The 17,758-nt window shown below is 75.1% G+C and carries 18 protein-coding genes and 1 tRNA gene; 12 read left to right on the top strand and 7 right to left on the bottom strand.

Annotated features, from left to right (window positions below; genetic code table 11):
• The first annotated feature begins 162 nt into the window (after nucleotides 1-162).
• Nucleotides 163-1,044 (top strand): 16S rRNA (adenine(1518)-N(6)/adenine(1519)-N(6))-dimethyltransferase RsmA, encoded by an 882-nt coding sequence (rsmA, locus tag ABEB13_RS24020; protein ID WP_345707142.1) that lies wholly within the window; start codon nucleotides 163-165, stop codon nucleotides 1,042-1,044.
• On the top strand, nucleotides 1,044-1,970 hold the full coding sequence (locus ABEB13_RS24025) for a 4-(cytidine 5'-diphospho)-2-C-methyl-D-erythritol kinase (protein ID WP_345707143.1): 927 nt from the start codon (nucleotides 1,044-1,046) through the stop codon (nucleotides 1,968-1,970). The genes rsmA and ABEB13_RS24025 overlap by 1 nt, the downstream gene beginning before the upstream one ends.
• Here the strand turns inward: ABEB13_RS24025 and ABEB13_RS24030 are convergent.
• Complete coding sequence (locus tag ABEB13_RS24030) at nucleotides 1,951-2,535, bottom strand: Uma2 family endonuclease (RefSeq protein WP_345707144.1); 585 nt, start codon at nucleotides 2,533-2,535, stop codon at nucleotides 1,951-1,953. The genes ABEB13_RS24025 and ABEB13_RS24030 overlap by 20 nt on opposite strands.
• 138 nt (nucleotides 2,536-2,673) lie before the next feature.
• On the opposite strand from ABEB13_RS24030, the gene ABEB13_RS24035 reads away from it, so the two are divergent.
• Nucleotides 2,674-4,482 (top strand): ABC-F family ATP-binding cassette domain-containing protein, encoded by a 1,809-nt coding sequence (locus tag ABEB13_RS24035; protein WP_345707145.1) that lies wholly within the window; start codon nucleotides 2,674-2,676, stop codon nucleotides 4,480-4,482.
• 18 nt (nucleotides 4,483-4,500) lie between these two features.
• Here ABEB13_RS24035 and ABEB13_RS24040 read toward each other — a convergent pair whose 3' ends face one another.
• From ABEB13_RS24040 to ABEB13_RS24050, 3 genes are all read right to left on the bottom strand, one after another.
• Nucleotides 4,501-6,405: an FUSC family protein gene (locus ABEB13_RS24040; protein WP_345707146.1), complete on the bottom strand. Its 1,905-nt coding sequence runs from the start codon at nucleotides 6,403-6,405 to the stop codon at nucleotides 4,501-4,503.
• A gap of 216 nt (nucleotides 6,406-6,621) precedes the next feature.
• Entirely contained in the window at nucleotides 6,622-6,819 is a 198-nt protein-coding gene (locus ABEB13_RS24045) for a hypothetical protein (RefSeq protein WP_157818744.1), read from the bottom strand.
• Nucleotides 6,820-6,970: 151 nt separating this feature from the next.
• Nucleotides 6,971-7,573, bottom strand: coding sequence for a flavodoxin family protein (locus ABEB13_RS24050; RefSeq protein ID WP_345707147.1), 603 nt, complete (start codon nucleotides 7,571-7,573; stop codon nucleotides 6,971-6,973).
• A 135-nt stretch (nucleotides 7,574-7,708) separates the two neighbouring features.
• Here ABEB13_RS24050 and ABEB13_RS24055 point away from each other — a divergent pair, with 135 nt between their 5' ends.
• From ABEB13_RS24055 to ABEB13_RS24090, 8 genes are all read left to right on the top strand, one after another.
• Entirely contained in the window at nucleotides 7,709-8,113 is a 405-nt protein-coding gene (locus ABEB13_RS24055) for a winged helix-turn-helix transcriptional regulator (protein ID WP_345707148.1), read from the top strand.
• 111 nt (nucleotides 8,114-8,224) lie between these two features.
• A tRNA-Thr gene (locus tag ABEB13_RS24060) sits at nucleotides 8,225-8,297 on the top strand.
• Between the two features lie 154 nt (nucleotides 8,298-8,451).
• Complete coding sequence (locus ABEB13_RS24065) at nucleotides 8,452-9,135, top strand: LuxR C-terminal-related transcriptional regulator (RefSeq protein ID WP_345707149.1); 684 nt, start codon at nucleotides 8,452-8,454, stop codon at nucleotides 9,133-9,135.
• A gap of 141 nt (nucleotides 9,136-9,276) precedes the next feature.
• Nucleotides 9,277-10,383 (top strand): galactose-1-phosphate uridylyltransferase, encoded by a 1,107-nt coding sequence (gene galT / locus ABEB13_RS24070; protein ID WP_345707150.1) that lies wholly within the window; start codon nucleotides 9,277-9,279, stop codon nucleotides 10,381-10,383.
• Nucleotides 10,380-11,339: a UDP-glucose 4-epimerase GalE gene (gene galE, locus ABEB13_RS24075; protein ID WP_345707151.1), complete on the top strand. Its 960-nt coding sequence runs from the start codon at nucleotides 10,380-10,382 to the stop codon at nucleotides 11,337-11,339. Before galT ends, galE begins: the two co-directional genes overlap by 4 nt.
• Entirely contained in the window at nucleotides 11,339-12,472 is a 1,134-nt protein-coding gene (gene galK, locus ABEB13_RS24080; protein ID WP_345707152.1) for a galactokinase, read from the top strand. The genes galE and galK overlap by 1 nt, the downstream gene beginning before the upstream one ends.
• A 181-nt stretch (nucleotides 12,473-12,653) precedes the next feature.
• Complete coding sequence (locus tag ABEB13_RS24085) at nucleotides 12,654-13,559, top strand: LuxR C-terminal-related transcriptional regulator (RefSeq protein ID WP_345707153.1); 906 nt, start codon at nucleotides 12,654-12,656, stop codon at nucleotides 13,557-13,559.
• A 136-nt stretch (nucleotides 13,560-13,695) separates the two neighbouring features.
• Nucleotides 13,696-15,192 carry a polysaccharide biosynthesis protein gene (locus ABEB13_RS24090; protein WP_345707154.1) on the top strand — a complete coding sequence of 499 codons (1,497 nt, stop codon included), beginning with the start codon at nucleotides 13,696-13,698 and terminating at the stop codon, nucleotides 15,190-15,192.
• A 21-nt stretch (nucleotides 15,193-15,213) separates the two neighbouring features.
• On the opposite strand, the gene ABEB13_RS24095 is transcribed toward ABEB13_RS24090, so the two are convergent.
• From ABEB13_RS24095 to ABEB13_RS24105, 3 genes are all read right to left on the bottom strand, one after another.
• Nucleotides 15,214-15,561: a hypothetical protein gene (locus ABEB13_RS24095; protein ID WP_345707155.1), complete on the bottom strand. Its 348-nt coding sequence runs from the start codon at nucleotides 15,559-15,561 to the stop codon at nucleotides 15,214-15,216.
• Nucleotides 15,558-16,184: a hypothetical protein gene (locus ABEB13_RS24100; protein WP_345707156.1), complete on the bottom strand. Its 627-nt coding sequence runs from the start codon at nucleotides 16,182-16,184 to the stop codon at nucleotides 15,558-15,560. The genes ABEB13_RS24095 and ABEB13_RS24100 overlap by 4 nt, the downstream gene beginning before the upstream one ends.
• 122 nt (nucleotides 16,185-16,306) lie before the next feature.
• On the bottom strand, nucleotides 16,307-16,801 hold the full coding sequence (locus ABEB13_RS24105; RefSeq protein ID WP_100888807.1) for a MarR family winged helix-turn-helix transcriptional regulator: 495 nt from the start codon (nucleotides 16,799-16,801) through the stop codon (nucleotides 16,307-16,309).
• Nucleotides 16,802-16,914: 113 nt separating this feature from the next.
• Between ABEB13_RS24105 and ABEB13_RS24110 the strand changes: the two genes are divergently transcribed.
• Nucleotides 16,915-17,724 (top strand): methyltransferase domain-containing protein, encoded by an 810-nt coding sequence (locus ABEB13_RS24110; protein ID WP_345707157.1) that lies wholly within the window; start codon nucleotides 16,915-16,917, stop codon nucleotides 17,722-17,724.
• Nucleotides 17,725-17,758: the final 34 nt, after the last annotated feature.

The raw sequence follows: 17,758 nt of genomic DNA on the forward strand, positions 1-17,758 counted from the left end.
GCCCGGTGCCGCCGGACACCCCGGACCGGCGCGGTGTCCGCCGCCGGACGTGCCCGCCGCCCCGGGGCCCGGCCGACCCCTGCCACGCCGCCGCCCTCCGCGGGGATCGGTCCCGAGCAGGTCGTCGAACTCCGAGCCCCCGCCCGCCCGTATCCTTGCGGGGTGAGCAGCACCGATCCCGCACCCGCCCCCGACCACCACCTGTTGGGCGCCGCCGACATCCGTGAGCTGGCGGCCGCCTTCGGCGTGAAGCCGACCAAGCAGCGAGGGCAGAACTTCGTCATCGACGGCAACACCGTGCGGCGGATCGTCCGGGCCGGCGGGGTGACCGCCGAGGACGCCGTGGTGGAGGTCGGCCCCGGCCTCGGCTCGCTGACGCTGGCCCTGCTGGAGGTCGCCGCCCACGTCACCGCCGTGGAGATCGACCCGCTGCTCGCGCAGCACCTGCCGACCACCGTCGCCGCCCGGATGCCCGAGCGCGCCGACCGCTTCGACCTGGTGCTCAGCGACGCCATGGAGGTCACCGAGCTCCCCGGCCCGCCGCCCACCGCGCTGGTCGCCAACCTCCCCTACAACGTCGCCGTGCCCGTCCTGCTGCACATGCTCGCGACCTTCCCGACCATCGAGCGCACCCTGGTGATGGTGCAGTCCGAGGTCGCCGACCGGCTCGCCGCCAAGCCCGGCAACAAGGTCTACGGCGTGCCGTCGGTCAAGGCCAACTGGTACGCCGACGTGAAGCGCGCCGGGGCGATCGGCCGCAGCGTCTTCTGGCCCGCGCCGAACGTCGACTCCGGCCTGGTCTCGCTGGTGCGCCGCGACCCGCCGAAGACCACCGCCACCCGCGCCGAGGTGTTCGCCGTCGTCGACGCCGCCTTCGCGCAGCGGCGCAAGACCCTGCGGGCCGCCCTGGCCGGCTGGGCGGGCTCGCCCGCCGGCGCCGAGCAGGCGCTCGCCGCCGCCGGCATCGACCACAAGCTGCGCGGCGAGATGCTGACGGTCGAGCAGTTCGCCGCCATCGCCGAGCACAAGCCCGAGGCCCCGTGATGATCACCGTTCGCGTCCCCGCCAAGGTCAACGTCCAGCTCGGGGTCGGCGGCCTGCGCGCCGACGGCTTCCACGACCTGGCCAACGTCTTCTTCGCCGTCGGCCTCTTCGACGAGGTCACCGCGGAGCCCGCCGAGGGCGTCACGCTCTCCTGCACCGGCCCGGACGCGGCCTCCGTCCCGCTGGACGGCACCAACCTGGCGGCCCGCGCCGCCCGGCTGCTCGCCGCGCACCACGGCCTGGCCGACCCCGGCGTCCACCTGCACATCGCCAAGGCCATCCCGGTGGCCGGCGGCATGGCCGGCGGCAGCGCGGACGGCGCCGCCGCCCTGGTCGCCTGCGACGCCCTGTGGGGCCTGGACACCCCGTTCGAGACCCTGCTGGAGCTGGCCGCCGAGCTCGGCTCCGACGTGCCGTTCGCCCTGCTCGGCGGCGTGGCGCTGGGCCGCGGCCGCGGCGAGATCCTGGACGCCCTGCCGGTCGAGGGCACCTTCCACTGGGTGTTCGCGGTCGCCGACGGCGGCCTCTCCACGCCCGCCGTCTTCCGCGAGTGCGACCGCCTGCGCGAGGAGGCCGGCACCGGATCCTCCGAGGCCGAGGTGCCCACCCCGGACGCCGACCCGGCGCTGCTCGCGGCCCTGGCCACCGGCGACCCGGTCGCCCTCGCCGCCGCCCTCGCCAACGACCTCCAGGCCGCCGCCCTGTCGCTGCGCCCCTCGCTCGCCGACACCCTGCACGCGGGCACCGAGGCCGGCGCCCTGGCGGCCCTGGTCTCCGGCTCCGGGCCGACCTGCGCCTTCCTGGCCAAGGACGCCGAGGCCGCCGCCGCGATCGCCGCCGCCCTGACCGCCTCCGGCACGTGCCGGGCCGCGCACGCCACGTACGGTCCGGTGCCCGGAGCGGCGGTCAGCGCACCCAGGCCTTGAACGGCTCGGTCTCCAGGCTGATCCCGACCGGATCGGGCAGGTCGACGGTCTTGCCGAACGGCCGCCGCACCAGGTTCACATAGGACCCGTCCTCGGGCTCGCTGCAGACCAGCACCTCGCAGCTGTCCCGGTCGACCAGCAGGTAGACCGGGATGCCGGTCCCCGCGTAGGCACGGGGCTTTTCGTCCCGGTCGCGGCGGTCGGTGTCGGTGTCGGTGTCGTACGAGGTCACCTCGACCACCATCACGGCCCGGTCGGCGGAGGCCCACTCGCCCTGGCCGGCGAAGCTGCCCTCCGGGGCGAGCACCCCGTCCGGCTTGGCGTGGCCCTTGCGGTAGGTCTCCACCCGCAGTCCGCGTTCCGGGTACAGCCACAGGTCGGGGCGCTGTTGCATGCACTGCTTCATCACCCAGCGGATGATCTCGTCGTGGTCCCCGTCGGGGACTGCCTTGACTCCGATCCGCCCGTGGATGAACTCCATCCGGATGCCCTCGCGCCCGGCCGCCTGCGCGATGTGTTCGAACTCCTCGGCCAGCATCTGCGGCCGGTCCCCGATCGCGGTCACCGCACACCTCCGCTCGTCCTGTCGCTCCTCCGACAGTCGCACGGTACCGCGCCCCGGCGCCGGACCGGCACCGGTCGCGGCCCACTAGGCTGGGTGGTCGGAGATCTCTCTCGACCCCCTCCCAGGAGCGCAGCTGCAGTGGCCGTCAACCTCGCCACCATCGAGTCCGTCACCAAGGTGTACGGCACCCGTGCCCTGATGGACGGTGTCAGCCTGGGCGTCAGCGAGGGGGACCGGATCGGTGTCGTCGGGCGCAACGGCGACGGCAAGACCACGCTGGTCCGGATGCTCGCCAAGCTGGAGGAGCCGGACAGCGGGCGGATCACCCACTCCGGCGGGCTGCAGATGGCCGTGCTCACCCAGCACGACTCCCTCGACCCGAAGGCCACCATCCGGCACGAGGTGATCGCCGACCGCGCGGACCACGAGTGGCTCGGCGACGCCCGGATCCGCGACATCATCGAGGGCCTGTTCGGCGGCCTGGACCTGCCGGGTTTCGCGGACGGCCTGGACACCGTGATCGGCCCGCTGTCCGGTGGTGAGCGCCGCCGGATCGCCCTGGCCCAGCTGCTGCTCGGCGAGCCCGACCTGATCGTGCTGGACGAGCCCACCAACCACCTCGACGTCGAGGGCATCGCCTGGCTCGCCCGGCACCTCCAGAACCGCCGCTCGGCGCTGGTCTGCGTCACCCACGACCGGTGGTTCCTGGACCAGGTCTGCACCCGGATGTGGGACGTGCAGCGCGGCGAGGTCCGCGAGTACGAGGGCGGCTACTCCGACTACGTCTTCGCCCGCGCCGAGCGCGGCCGGATCGAGGCCACCGAGGAGCAGAAGCGGCAGAACCTGGCCCGCAAGGAGCTGGCCTGGCTGCGCCGCGGCGCGCCCGCCCGCACCTCCAAGCCGCGCTACCGGATCGAGGCCGCCAACGCGCTGATCGCGGACGTGCCGGAGCCGCGGGACAAGTCCGAGCTGATGAAGTTCGCCAACGCGCGGCTGGGCCGGACGGTCTTCGAGCTGGAGGACGTGTCGGTCAAGGCCGGCCCCAAGCACCTGCTGGACCACCTGACCTGGCAGCTCGGCCCGGGTGACCGGATCGGCCTGCTGGGCGTCAACGGCGCGGGCAAGACCTCGCTGCTGCGGGCCATGCAGGCCGCGTACGCGACCGACGGGGACGTGCAGCCGGCCGGCGGTGTGATCAAGGTCGGCAAGACCGTCCGGCTGGCCTACCTCTCCCAGGAGGTCGCCGAGCTGGACCCGGCGACCCGGGTGCTGCAGGCGGTCGAGCAGGTCCGCGGCCGCGTCGACCTCGGCAAGGGCCGGGAGATGAGCGCGGGCCAGCTGTGCGAGCAGTTCGGCTTCGGCAAGGACAAGCAGTGGACGCCGGTCGGCGACCTGTCCGGTGGTGAGCGCCGTCGGCTGCAGCTGCTGCGGCTGCTGATGGACGAGCCGAACGTGCTGTTCCTCGACGAGCCGACCAACGACCTGGACATCGAGACGCTGAACCAGTTGGAGGACGTCCTCGACGGCTGGCCCGGGTCGATGGTCGTGATCAGCCACGACCGGTTCTTCATCGAGCGCACCACCGACACCGTCTACGCCCTGCTCGGCGACCGGAAGCTGCGGATGCTGCCGAACGGCGTCGACGAGTACCTGGAGCGGCGGGCCCGGATGGCCGAGCAGGCCGTGCCGGCCGTCGCGGCGCAGATCCCCGTCGAGTCGGGGTCGGCGAAGTCGGCCGGAGACGTGCGGGCCGCCAAGAAGGAGATGCAGAAGCTGGAGCGGCAGATCGCCAAGCTGGACGGGCAGGAGTCCAGGCTCCACGCCCAGCTGGCCGAGCACGCCGCGAACTTCTCCAAGGTCGCGGAGCTGGACGCGCAGCTGCGCAAGGTCCGCGAGGAGAAGGAGGAGCTGGAGATGGCCTGGCTGGAGCTGGCCGAGCAGGTCTGACGCCCCGGCCGGCGCGGCTCAGCGCAGCAGCAGGTCGAGCTCGTCGGCCGCCCGGACGAGCGCGCTGCGCGCCGGGTCGTGCGGGCCGGTCGGCCCCGGCACCGCGCCGGTCGGCGGACGGTGCGCCGCGGCCGCCTCGGCGAGCCGGTCCAGGGCGGCGAACACCCGGGCGGCCTCGGCGGGTTCGGGCCGCCGCCCGCCGTAGCGCAACTGGGCGGAGTAGGCGGCGACCGCGCCGCTGAGCCGTTCCAGGGCGGCGGTCGCGGGCAGCCACTGCGCGGCGTGCCGGCCGGCGGGCGGTGGTTCGGCGAGCCCCTGCTGCACCTCGCGGCGGACGTCGGCGAGCGCCCGGTACGCGACGCGGCGCAGCCACACCTCGGCGACCGGTACGGGCCGCGGCGCGAGGACGGCCGCCAGGTAGGCGCGCAGGGCCTCGGCGCCCGCGGCCAGCCGCGGTTCGATCCGGTGCGGGGCGCGCTCGGGCCACAGCAGGTAGCCGAGCACGAGCACGATGCCGCCGGCCAGCAGGGTGTCCAGCACGCGGGGCCCGGCCTCGGCCGCGCCGCTGCGCCCGCCGAGCTGGATCAGGGCGAGCGCGAGCGGTGTCATCACGAGGGTGTTCAGCCCGTAGTGGGCGGCCGCGGCGTACGGCAGCAGGGCCACGCAGGCCGCCGCCGCCAGGGCGAGCGCCCACGGTGCGTGCACCACGGCGAGCAGCCCCGCCGCGGCCAGCACGCCGAGCAGGGTGCCGGCGATCCGGCTGACCGCGCGGACGAACACCGACCCGAGGTCCGGCTTGAGGACGAAGGCGACGGTCATCGGCACCCAGTAGGCGCGTTCCAGCGGGAGCCGTGCGGTGGCGGCCCCGGCGGCCGCGATGCACAGCGCCACCCGCAGGCCGTACCGGAGCGATCCGGCGGACAGCAGCCGGCCGCGCAGCCGCCACGGGTCGGGCGGCGGGGGCGCCGGGGCGGTGGCGGGCACGGCGTCGCGGCCGGCGGCGAGGTCGACGGCGGTCCGCAGCGCGGCGTCGAGCGCCCGGAGCGCGGGGGTGTCGGGCTGCCAGACGGGGTGGTCCGGTGGCGGCCCGTCGCCGGTCAGCGCCCGTGCGATCAGGCCGGGCACGGCGGCGACCTGCGGCGGTACCGGCCGCCGGGCCCAGAGCAGTGCGCCGGCGGTCTCGGTGACGGCGAGCACCGCGAGGCTGCCGCGCCGCCAGTCGCGCAGCCGGGCCGGTTCCGGCTGCCCGGGCCGGGGCGTGGGGAGCAGGTCCTGGACCCGGTCGATCCGGGCGGTCAGCAGCCGGCGGGCGTCCGGTCCGGCCGGGGTGCCGAGCGCGGCGAGCAGCCCGCCGAGCGCGTCGTACGCCGCGGCCAGCGCCACCGCCCTCGGGTCGGTGTGCGGGCGGCGGCGGGCGGGCAGTCCGAGCAGCACGACGGTGGCGGCGCCGGCCGGCATCATGGCCGCCGCCGCCCACCAGGGGTGCGGGGCGGCCATGCCGCCGCCGAGCGCGGCGGAGACCAGCAGCAGCATGCCGGCGGCCGAGCCCCGCGGGCCGGTGGCGCTGAGCGCGCCGGAGACCAGGGCGACCGCGGTGAGCGCGGCCGCGGCGGCCGGGAGCGGGACGCGGCCGTGCTGGAGGGCGGCGCCGACCAGCATGCCGAGCGCCGACGCGAGGAGCGCGGCGGCCATCCGCGGGACGCGCAGCCGGGCCGGTTCGACCCGGTCGACCAGGGTGGCGTGCACGGCGCCGAGGGCCGCGAAGACGCCGAGGTCGATCCGGCCGAGGGCGAGGCCGAGGACGAGCGGGAGGGCCGTTCCGGCGGCGGCCCGGGCGGCGACGGTGGCCGGCACCGCGGCGGGAGCGGGCCGGGCGGCCCGGGCCCACCAGCTGCGCGGGCCGTTGCCGTCGGGCGCCGACAAGAGATCACATGCCTTCCACCGTGCCCGGGCTGAGGGGCGTTCGCTGCTGTGCGGCGCTGCGCGGCAGAGGGGGCGGGAACCCGCCGTACCGGGGTGAACCGGACGGCCGTCAGTCTACCGGGGCGGGCGGCGGGGCCGGCCGGGCAGCGGGCCGCGGCCGGTCCCGACCCGGGCCCGGTGCTTCGGCGGCTCCGCCCCAGTACGGCTGACGGAGGCTCAGGGCCGGGGGCGGAAGCGGCGTGAGATCTCGTAGCAGGACGCCAGGACCATCACCACCGCGGTCACCGCCCAGCCGACCGAGCCGCCGTTGCGGTACTGGGCGAGTCCGAGGTCGAGCAGCAGCAGGCTGAGGGCGAGGCCCAGGACCGCGAAGGCCTTGTCGAACAGGCCGTTCTTCTCGAACACGTCTCTCACGTGCGCCCTTTCGTGGCAGGGAGCCGCCACGATACCCGGGCCGGATGTGCGGTGCATCACCCCGGGGGTCCCTCGGCGTCCCGGGGCCGGGCCCGGTCAATCCCCCTTCGGCGCAGTGCCGGTGGGTGCCGAGGGGCCCGGCCCCGGCGGGTCAGGCGGCGGCGAGGGCGGCCCGGCCGGCGAGGACGATCGCGGTCTGCCGGGCGACCCGCTCGCCGAGGTGCTCGGCGGTGGCGACGTCGGCCTTGTGCACGCCCTCAGGGCCCTGGTCGGTGTGGGTCTGGGCGCCGGCGCCCAGGAACAGGCCGAGCCGGTTGAGGTCGTTCTCGGAGGCGGTGGAGGAGTTCCAGCCCGGGTGCAGGCCGAGGCTGACCCACTGCATGCCGTGCTGGGCGGCGAGCACCGTGAAGAACTGCAGGGTGTGCAGCTTGTCGCCGCTCTTGGAGCCGGAGTTGGTGAAGCCGGCCGCCAGCTTGTCCTTCCAGTCCTGGCCGAACCAGCGCTTGGAGGTCTCCTCGGCGAAGGCGTGGAAGGCGCCGGAGGCGGTGCCCATGTAGGTCGGCGAGCCGAAGACGATCGCGTCGGAGGCGTCCAGCTGCGCCCACTGCTCGTCGGTGATGGTGTCCACGGGGATCCGGACGGTGTCGGCGCCGGCCGCGGCGGCGCCGCGCGCCACCGCCTCGGCGAGCACGGCGGTGTGGCCGTAGCCGGAGTGGTAGGCGATCGCGACGGTGGGGCGGATGGCAGTGGTCATGCGCGGGCTCCTCGAAGAAGGCGGACGGGTGGCACCGGGCCGTCCGTCCGGACGTCGTCGTTACGGTCTCCAATGTAGACCAGGTTTCTAAAAGTTACCAACCCTCGAATGGAGACCGCACGCTACTCTGGAGTCATGGCCAGCCAGCAGACCGATCAGGAGTTCGACATCTTCGCCGCGTTCTGTCCCAGTCGGGACGTGTTCGCGGAGCTCGCCGACAAGTGGTCCCTGCTGCTCGTCCTGAGCCTGCGCAAGTGCGGTGAGCAGCGCTTCTCCGAGCTCCAGCGCTCGGTGAGCGGGGTCAGCCGCAAGATGCTGACGCAGTCGCTGCGGGCGCTGGAGCGGGACGGCCTGGTGCAGCGCACCGTCCACCCGGAGGCCCCGCCGCGGGTGGTCTACGGCCTGCTGCCGCTCGGCCACGCCCTCGCGGAGCGGATCGCGCCGCTCGGGGAGTGGGTCGAGGAGTACGCCGACTCGGTCGTCGCGGCGCGCGAGCGCTTCGACCGGGCGCACTGCGGCGGGGGCGTGCCGGCGCCGTGATCCGCGCTCCCGGCCGGTGCCGGCGGGGCCGCCCGCAGGATTTCCCTTCCGGGCCGCAGGCCATGTAATGTCTTCCTCGTTCGAAGGAGCGGCCAGCCGCCCGGGGAACAGGCCCCTATAGCTCAGTCGGTAGAGCGTCTCCATGGTAAGGAGAAGGTCTGCGGTTCGATTCCGCATGGGGGCTCCGCAGTGACGAAGGCCCCCGCCGTGAGGCGGGGGCCTTCGTCGTTTCCTCCCGCGGCCTGGCGGAGCGGGCCGCCATGCGCTGTGATGGTGCGTCAATCGCCGGGCCGGTGCGGTCGGGCCCTTCGGCGGCCGCGCGGGGACTGGAGGACGCTGTGGGCGTTCGGCTCGTGATCGTCGACGACCACCGGCTGCTGGCCGAGGCCCTGGCGGCCGCGCTGCAGCTGCGCGGGCACCGGGTGCTGGCGGTGGGGAGCCCCGCCGCGACCGCGGACGCCCTGCTGGTCGGCCGGCGTCCCGAGGTCTGCCTGCTGGGCGTCGCCGGCCGCGAGGACGGCGGGCCGCCGGACGGCGAGCTGGCGGCGGTGCTGCGCCGGCTGCGCCGGGAGCGCCCGGAGATCCCGGTGGTGGTGCTCGGGCCGGTCGGCGAGCCCGGCCGGGTGGCGGCGGCCTTCGCGGCCGGTGCGGCCGGCTACGTGCGCAGCGACGAGCGGATCGAGATCGTCGAGCGGGCGATCGTCCGGGTGCGCGCGGGGGAGGCCGCGGTGGCGTTCGAGGTGCTGCAGGGCGCGTTCGAGGTGCTGCTGCGGCCGGCGGTCGGCCCGGACGACGACGCCGTGCGGCTGCTGCGGCTGCTGACCCGGCGCGAGGCGCAGGTGCTGGTGAGGATCGCCGAGGGCGAGGACACCGCGGCGATCGCGGCCGGGATGGGCATCGCGGCCAGCACCGCGCGGACGCATGTGCAGCGCGTCCTGGTGAAGCTCGGTGCCCGGTCCCGGCTGGAGGCCGCGGCCGTCGCGGCCCGGACGGGCCTGCTGGCGCGGGTGGGCGCGACCTGACCCGGGCGGGCCGGTCGACCGGTCCGGCCGGTCCGGGGTGTCCGAGAGTGGACAGGCCCGCTTTGGCGTGGCCGATATTGTTGACTTCTGGTCGGTGGTGTTCGACTATGTTGATTAGAGCAGAGATCGGAGCGCACCACCGTGAAGAGGACCACCACCAAACTCGCCGACGGCCGCGAGCTCATCTACTTCGACGCGGACGACGCCGCGGACCGGGAGTCCACCGACCTGCGCCCGTTGGAACCCGCCGCGAGCCTCTCCGAGATCCGCCGCGACCCGGCCACCGGCGACTGGGTCACCGTCGCCGCCCACCGGCAGGGCCGCACCTACCACCCGCCGGCCGACGAGTGCCCGCTCTGCCCGTCCCGCGACGGCCGGCTCAGCGAGATCCCGGCCGCCGAGTACCAGGTCGCGGTGTTCGAGAACCGCTTCCCCTCGCTCGCCGTCGACGCCGCCCGCCACGTCACCGGGCACCCCCACCCACTGGCGGCGGCCGGCCCGGGCACCGGCCGCTGCGAGGTGGTCTGCTTCACCTCCGACCACGACCTCTCCTTCGCCGGGCTCGACGAGCCGGGCGCCCGCCTCGTCCTCGACGCCTGGACGGACCGCACCGCGGCCCTGGCGGCCATGCCCGAGGTGGAGCAGGTCTACTGCTTCGAGAACCGCGGCGCCGAGATCGGTGTGACCCTGGCCCACCCGCACGGGCAGATCTACGCCCTGCCCTTCACCACCCCGCGCACCGCCCGCATGATCGAGCAGGCCCGCCGGCACCGCGCCGCCACCGGCCGCAACCTGTTCGAGGACCTGCTCGCCGCCGAGCGCGCCGAGCCCGGGCGCCTCGTCCTGGCCGGCGAGCACTGGACGGCGTTCGTGCCGTTCGCCGCCCGCTGGCCGTACGAGGTGCACCTCTACCCGCACCGCCGGGTCGGCGACCTGACCGCGCTGACCGAGGACGAACGCGCCGAGTTCCCCGCCGTCTACCTGGAACTGCTCCGCCGCTTCGACCGGCTGTTCATCGAACCCGGTCACAATGAGCAGGCTGCCCCGACGCCGTACATCTCCGCGTGGCACCAGGCACCCTCCTCCGCCGGGGGAGAGGAGCTGGCGCTGCACCTGGAGCTGTTCACGATCCGTCGTACGGTAGGCAAGCTCAAGTTCCTGGCCGGAGTGGAGTCCGGCATGGACGCGTTCGTCAACGATGTGTCGCCCGAGTCGGCGGCACAGCGCCTGCGGGAGGTCGCATCATGAGTAAGTACCTGGTCACGGGTGGCGCCGGCTACGTCGGCAGTGTGGTCGCCGCCCACCTCCTGGAGGCGGGCCACCAGGTCACCGTGCTCGACGACCTGTCGACCGGTTTCGCCGAGGGCGTGCCGGCCGGCGCCGAGTTCGTCCGCGGCCGGATCCAGGACGCCGCCGACGTGCTCGACGCCTCCTTCGACGGCGTCCTGCACTTCGCCGCCGCCTCGCAGGTCGGCGAGTCCGTCGCCGACCCGGAGAAGTACTGGCGCAACAACGTGGCCGGCTCGCTGGAGCTGGTCTCGGCGATGCGCAAGGCCGGCGTGCGCAAGCTCGTCTTCTCCTCCACCGCCGCCGTGTACGGCGAGCCGGAGGTCGTCCCGATCGCCGAGACCGCCCGGACGGCGCCGACCAACACCTACGGCGCCACCAAGCTGGCCGTCGACCACCTGATCACCGGTGAGGCGGTCGCGCACGGCCTGGCCGCCGTCTCGCTGCGCTACTTCAACGTGGCCGGCGCGTACGGCGCGTACGGCGAGCGCCACGACCCCGAGTCGCACCTGATCCCGCTGGTCTTCCAGGCCGCGCTCGGCCAGCGCCCGCACATCTCCGTCTACGGCGACGACTACCCGACCCCGGACGGCACCTGCATCCGCGACTACATCCACGTCGCCGACCTCGCCGAGGCGCACCTGCTCGCGCTCGACGCCGCCGAGGCCGGCGAGCACCTGATCTGCAACCTCGGCAACGGCAACGGGTTCTCCGTCCGTGAGGTGATCGAGTCCGTCAAGCGCGTGACGGGCCGTGAGATCCCGGTGGTCACCGCCGACCGCCGCCCCGGCGACCCGGCCGTCCTGGTCGCCTCCGCCGCCCGCGCCCACGAGGCGCTCGGCTGGCGTCCCCGCCGCCCCGAGCTCGACGACATCGTCGCTGACGCCTGGGCCTTCACCCTGGAGAAGCGAGCCTGATGACCGGTTCCCAGTCCGTCCGCGACGGCGCCGCCCCCGAAGGCATCTGGGCGGCGCCCGGCCGGGTCAACCTGATCGGCGAACACACCGACTACAACGACGGCTTCGTGCTGCCCGTCGCCCTGCCGCACGCCGCCCGCGCCACCGTCCGGCTCCGGACGGACGGCGTGCTGCGGCTGGTGAGCGAGCAGGCCGAGGGCGGCGCCGTCGAGCTGGCGGTCGCCGATCTCGCCCCCGGCAGTGTGGACGGCTGGGCCAAGTACCCGGCCGCGGTGGTCTGGACGCTGCGCGCGGCCGGGTACGACGTCGGCGGCGCCGACGTGCACATCGACAGCGACGTGCCGACCGGCGCCGGCCTGTCCTCCTCGGCGGCCATCGAGTGCGTCGTCGCCGCGGCCTACAACGACCTGCACGGCCTGGGCCTGGACGGCCCGGCGCTGGCCCGGCTCGCCCAGCGCGCCGAGAACGAGTTCGTCGGCGTGCCCTGCGGGATCATGGACCAGATGGCCTCGGTCTGCTGTGCCGAGGGCAACGCGCTCTTCCTCGACACCCGCGACCTCGCCCAGCGCCAGGTCCCGCTCGACCTCGCCGGGGCCGGGCTCCGGCTGCTGGTCGTCGACACCCGGGTCAAGCACGACCTCGCCGACGGCGCCTACGCGGAGCTGCGCGCGGGCTGCGAGCGCGCCGCCGCGCTGCTCGGGCTGGCGGCGCTGCGGGACCTCGCCCCGGCCGCCCTGGACACCGCCCTGGCCGAGCTGCCCGACGAACTGCGGCCGCTCGTCCGGCACGTGGTCACCGAGGACGCCCGCGTCGAGCAGGCGGTGGCGCTGCTGGACGCCGGGGACCTGGCCGGGCTCGGCCCGATCCTCACCGCCGGCCACGCCTCGCTCCGCGACGACTACCGGGTGTCCTGCCCGGAGACGGACCTCGCGGTCGAGGCCGCGGTGGCGGCCGGCGCCCTCGGTGCCCGGATGACCGGCGGCGGCTTCGGCGGGTCGGTGATCGCCCTGGTCGACGCCGAGGCGCTGGACACCGTCGCCGAGGCCGTCACCGCGGCCTTCACCGCCGCCGGCTACGCCGCTCCGCGCACCTTCGCGGCCACCCCCGCGGCCGGTGCCCGCCGGCTCCCCTGACGGCGCCCCACCCGCGCCCCCTCCGCTCCCCGGCCCGGCCGGTCCGGCATTCGTGCACGTCAGGCGAAGGCCAAACCGGCACGGGATGAAGAAACTTCACCAATCCCCCACCGGTCCGGCGGCCAGCCTCTACGCTGAGTCCGGTGCCGGTGGGGGCCGGGCCGGAGCAGGGGGACGGACGATGGGGCGTATTCGCGTCCTGGTGGTCGACGACCACCGCATCTTCGCCGAGGCACTGGCCGCGGCGCTCGCCGCCGAGCCCGAGGTCGAGGTCGGGGCGGCGGGCAGCGCGGTCGCCGCCGAGCGCGCGCTCGACCGTGCCGCCGCCGACGGCCGCCCGTACGACGTCGTCCTGATCGACGCCGAACTCGGTCCCGCGGCCGCCGCCACCGGCCCGGAACTCCGTCGCCGCGGGCCCGTCCGCCCGCCGTCCGGATCCGTCCCGGGGCAGGCCCGCGCCCAGCCCCCGACAGCCGTCCTGCCGCAGCAGCGCCACGAGGCGGCGCTGCGGCCGGGGCCCGCGCCGTCGGCCGACGGCATCGCCCTGACTGCCCGGGTCTGCCGCAGCCACCCCGCCCTGCGTGCCGTGGTGCTGGCCACCGGCGACGACCCGCGCCGTGCCGTCCGCGCCCTCCAGGCCGGTGCGGCCGGCTGGGTGGCCCGGGAGAGCTCGCTGGCCCGGCTGATGACGGTCATCCGCGGCGTCCTGCGCGACGAGACACACCTGCCGCCGGCCCTGCTCACCGGCGTGGTCAGGGAACTGACCAGTGCCCGCCGCGACCGGACGGAGAGCGAGCGGCTGGTCGCCACCCTCACCCCGCGGGAGGAGGAGGTGCTGCGCTGCATGGTCGCCGGCCTCGGCCGGCAGGCGGTCGCCGAACGGCTGTACCTCTCCCCGCACACCGTGCGCACCCACATGCAGAACGTCCTCGGCAAGTTGGGCGTGCACTCCACCCTCGCCGCCGTCGCGGTGGCCCGCCGGGCCGGCCTCACGCCCTCGGACCCTCCGCCGGACCCTGTTCTGCCGCCCGCCACGGCAATGCCAGCCCCGCCCGTCGCCTCGACTGCAGGCCCGGGCGCCGGGTGACCACTCCTCCTCGCCCCGCCGGGCCCGGGGAGCGTCCCGGCGCCACACCCAGGTACCGACTCCGTCAGGTCAGCGAGACCGGAGGACAGATGTCGCCGAACAGCACCGCCGCACGCCCCAATTCCCCCTCGTACCGATGCCGAAGCAGGGCGCGGGCGACACAGGCCTGCGCACCCTGGTGATCGGGGCCGGCGCCGCCGGGTCGGCGCTCGTCCGGGACCTGCTGCGGACGCCCGAGTTCGGGCTCGCCCCGGTCGGCGTCCTGGACGACGACCCGGCCAAGGCCAACCGCTCCGTGGACGGCGTGCCGGTGCTCGGCACCCTCGCCGCGCTCACCACGACCGCCGTGGCGCACCGCGTCCAGGTGGTGGCGCTGGCCATCCCCGGGCTGCCGCACCAGCAGGTCCGGGCGTTGGCCACGGCCGCGGCCGGGGTGGGCGCGGCCGTCCGCTACCTGCCGTCCTTCCTGTCGGCGCTGCGGCGCGAGGTGGTCGGCTCCGACATGCGGAGCCTGGACGTCAACAAGCTGATCGGGCGTCACGAGGTGCACGTGGTCTCGCCGGACGTCCGGGCGGTGATCGAGGGGCGGCGGGTGCTGGTGACCGGCGCCGGCGGCTCGATCGGCAGCGAACTGTGCCGTCAGGTCCAGGCGTTCGGGCCGTCCGCGCTGTACATGCTGGACCACGACGAGTCGAACCTGCACCGGCTCCAGCTGGAGATCTGGGGCGAGGCGCTGCTCACCGACGACTCGCTGGTGATCGCCGACGTCCGGGACCGGCCGCGGATCCAGCAGATCTTCCGGGACCTCAAGCCGGAGGTGGTCTTCCACGCGGCGGCGCACAAGCACCTGCCGCTGCTGGAGCGGCACCCGAGCGAGGCCGTGAAGTCCAACGTCCTGGGCACCGACAACCTGGTGGAGGCGGCGCTGGCGACGGGGGTCGAGCGCTTCGTGCTGATCTCCACCGACAAGGCGGCCGATCCGACCTCCGTCCTGGGCGCCTCCAAGCGGCTGGCCGAGCTGATCGTCCGGGCGAACGCCCGGGACGCCCGCAACCTGGGCACCGGCGTGTTCTCCGCGGTGCGGTTCGGCAACGTGCTCGGCTCGCGCGGGTCACTGCTGTCCGTGCTGGCCGAACAGCTGCGGAGCGGCGGCCCGGTGACGGTCACCCACCCCGACGTGACGCGGTTCTTCATGACCATCGAGGAGGCGGTCGGCCTGGTGCTGGAAGCCGGCCGGATGGCGGAGGGCGGCGAGGTCTTCGTGCTCGACATGGGCGATCCGGTGCGGATCGTCGACCTCGTCCACAACTTCGCCCGCCAGGTGCAGCTCGGGGCGGAGGACGTGGAGATCCGCTACACCGGCCTGCGGGCGGGGGAGAAGCTGAACGAGGCGCTGTTCTCCGAGGGCGAGGAGCGGCTGCCCACCGTGCACGGGCGGATCTTCGCCACCCTCGCCGGCGAGGACGCCGGACCGGAGGACCTCGCGGGCGGGCTGACCGCCCTGTACGCGGCGGCGGCCGGCAACGCGGACGACGAGGTGCGGCGCCGGCTCGCGGAGCTGCTGCCCGGGTACCGGACCCCGGAGCCCGAACCCGTCCCGGCGCTCAGCGCGCCCTACCCGGACGGGTTCTGAACGCTGGTCCGGCGGCGACCGCTACCGCAGCAGCCGGGCGAGCAGCAGGTTGGGGTCGGTCATCGTGGTGTACGCCGCGCTGGTGACGTACGCCAGGCTGCCGGCGAACGCGACGGCGGTCGGGTCGGAGAGCCCGTCCTGCCGGTCGAGCACGACGGTGTGCGTGCCGTCGGGGGTGATCCGGGCGACCTGGCCGGGGCCGTCGAGGGCGGCGAGGACGGTGTCGTCGCTGCCCGGGAAGGCGAAGTCGTCGATCCCGGCCAGACCGGTGGCCCGGATCACGATCGGCCCGGCGGCGTCCTGGTCGTGGCCGCGGTCGCCGCCGCCGATCGGGATGCGCAGCAGGGTGCCACGGTCGGTGTTGCTCACCCAGACCGCGTCGTGCTGCACCTTGATGCCGTTCGCGCCGAACCGTCCGGCCGGCCGGAGCTCGGGTCCGTCGGCCCAGACGGTGGCGGTGCCGCCGTGCAGCGGGGCGCGCCACACCACACCGCGGACGGAGTCGGCGGCGTAGAGCTGCCCGCTGTGCTCGTCCAGGGCGAGGCCGTTGGGGAACCCGTCCGGGGGCAGCGCGACGATCCGCTCCGGGGCGCGGCCGGGGAGAGTCGCCAGATGCCGGTCAGGTCGGCGGTGCCGGTGGCGTAGCCGAAGAACAGGGTGCCGTCGTGGGTACGGACGATGCCGGTGGGCGCGGGGACGCCGACCAGCGGGGTGCTGTCCACCGGCGGGGTCGGCAGGGTGGCGAGGACGCGGATCCGGCCGTCGGTGCCGACCCGGGCGATCTGGTGGGCGCCGACGAAGGTGACGTCCGCGGCTCCGTCGGGCTCCAGGGCGATGTTCTCCGGCGTCTGGCCGGCGCCGAGGTCGAAGTGGACGGCGATGTGCGGGTCGACGAGTGGTGCGGCTGCGGCGGCGGCCGGTGCGGCCGCGAGCAGGGCGAGGGCGGTGGCTGCCGCGCCGAGGGCGCCGGCGAGGCGGTGAAGGCGGTGCAACGGGGTCTCCTCCGGAGGCGCGGGCGACCGGTCGTTCACGGTCGGTTCCCATCGCAGCACGCCGGGTGACCGGACACCCGTCGGTGTCGGCCGGGTGGCGCCATCGGGCGTGCCGTCGGAGGTCAGCCCGCCCGGTCGAAGGGGGCGACGAGCTGCCGCAGCAGGGCGGCGAGTTCGTTCTGCTGGCCGCCGGTCAGCTGGGCGAGCAGTTCGCGCTCGTGGGCGAGCAGGCCGGCCAGGGCTTGGTCGGCCTTGTCGCGCCCCTCGTCGGTGAGCCGGACGAGGACGCCGCGCCGGTCGTCCGGGTCGGGCAGGCGCCGCACCAGGCCCTTGCCGGTGAGCCGGTCGATCCGGTTGGTCATGGTGCCGGATGTGACCAGGGTCTGGGTGAGCAGCTGACCGGGGGAGAGCTGGTAGGGCGAGCCGGCCCGGCGCAGGGCGGTGAGGACGTCGAACTCCCAGGGCTCCAGGCCGTGCTCGGCGAACGCGGTGCGCCGGGCGCGGTCGAGGTGCCGGGCGAGCCGGCTGACCCGGCTGAGCACCTCGAGCGGTTCCACGTCGAGGTCGGGGCGCTCACGGCGCCATGCTGCGACCAGCCGGTCGACCTCGTCCTCCATGTCGATCAGTGTATCGGGGGTTGTGTCGATGTGAAGTCTCTTGACATCGAGAATTTTCAAGCGCAGTCTCTCGACTGGATATCTTGATGTCGAGATACTTTTGGGAGGACGCCATGACCGCCGCCCCCTGGGACCCGGACCAGTACCTGCGCTACGCCGACGAGCGCACCCGTCCGCTGCACGAGCTCCTCGCCCGCGTCCCCGGCCTGCCCGCCGCCCCCACCGTCCTGGACATCGGCTGCGGGCCGGGCAACTCCACCGCCGCGCTCCGCGCCCGCTGGCCCGACGCCCGGCTCACCGGCGTCGACGACTCCGCCCCGATGCTCGCCACCGCCCGGACGACCGGCGAGCCCACCGCCGGGTACGAACTGGCCGATGCCCGCAGCTGGGACCCGGCCCCGGCGCGCCCCGACGCCATCGTCTCCAACGCCACCCTCCAGTGGCTGAACACCGCCGGAGCCGGCCGCCCGCCCGGCCACCTGGACCTGCTGACCCGCTGGGCCGCGGCCCTGCGGCCCGGCGGCGTGCTCGCCTTCCAGGTGCCCGGCAACTTCGACGCCCCCAGCCATACCCTCCTCGCCGACCTGCGCCGCAGCCCCCGCTGGCGGCAGGCCCTGGGCACCGACGCCGTCCGGGCGGGCGTGCACGACCCGGCCGACTACCTGCGGACCCTGCTCGCCGCCGACTGCACCGCCGATGTCTGGGAGACCACCTACCTCACCCTGCTGGGCGGCCCCGACCCCGTCCTGGAGTGGGTCAAGGGCACCGCCCTGCGGCCCGTGCTCGCCCGGCTGGCCGACCCGGCGGACCGGGCCGCCTTCCTCGGCGAGTACGGCGCGCTGCTGCGCGAGGCGTACCCGGCGGGGGAGGGCGGCACGGTCTTCCCGTTCCGGCGGATCTTCGCCGTCGCCCGGCGGCGCTGAACCGCCACGGTGCCGCGCGGCGGGACGGGCGCAT

The organism is Kitasatospora paranensis (assembly GCF_039544005.1).
Classification (GTDB): Bacteria; Actinomycetota; Actinomycetes; order Streptomycetales; family Streptomycetaceae; genus Kitasatospora; species Kitasatospora paranensis.

What these genes read in the sequence shown, in the direction of transcription:
- ABEB13_RS24025 (WP_345707143.1), top strand. Translation starts at nt 1,044, where the DNA reads ATGATCACCGTTCGCGTCCCCGCCAAGGTCAACGTCCAGCTCGGGGTC.
- ABEB13_RS24050 (WP_345707147.1), bottom strand. Translation starts at nt 7,573, where the DNA reads ATGACCACTGCCATCCGCCCCACCGTCGCGATCGCCTACCACTCCGGC.
- ABEB13_RS24055 (WP_345707148.1), top strand. Translation starts at nt 7,709, where the DNA reads ATGGCCAGCCAGCAGACCGATCAGGAGTTCGACATCTTCGCCGCGTTC.
- galE (WP_345707151.1), top strand. Translation starts at nt 10,380, where the DNA reads ATGAGTAAGTACCTGGTCACGGGTGGCGCCGGCTACGTCGGCAGTGTG.
- galK (WP_345707152.1), top strand. Translation starts at nt 11,339, where the DNA reads ATGACCGGTTCCCAGTCCGTCCGCGACGGCGCCGCCCCCGAAGGCATC.
- ABEB13_RS24085 (WP_345707153.1), top strand. Translation starts at nt 12,654, where the DNA reads ATGGGGCGTATTCGCGTCCTGGTGGTCGACGACCACCGCATCTTCGCC.
- ABEB13_RS24090 (WP_345707154.1), top strand. Translation starts at nt 13,696, where the DNA reads ATGCCGAAGCAGGGCGCGGGCGACACAGGCCTGCGCACCCTGGTGATC.
- ABEB13_RS24105 (WP_100888807.1), bottom strand. Translation starts at nt 16,801, where the DNA reads ATGGAGGACGAGGTCGACCGGCTGGTCGCAGCATGGCGCCGTGAGCGC.
- ABEB13_RS24110 (WP_345707157.1), top strand. Translation starts at nt 16,915, where the DNA reads ATGACCGCCGCCCCCTGGGACCCGGACCAGTACCTGCGCTACGCCGAC.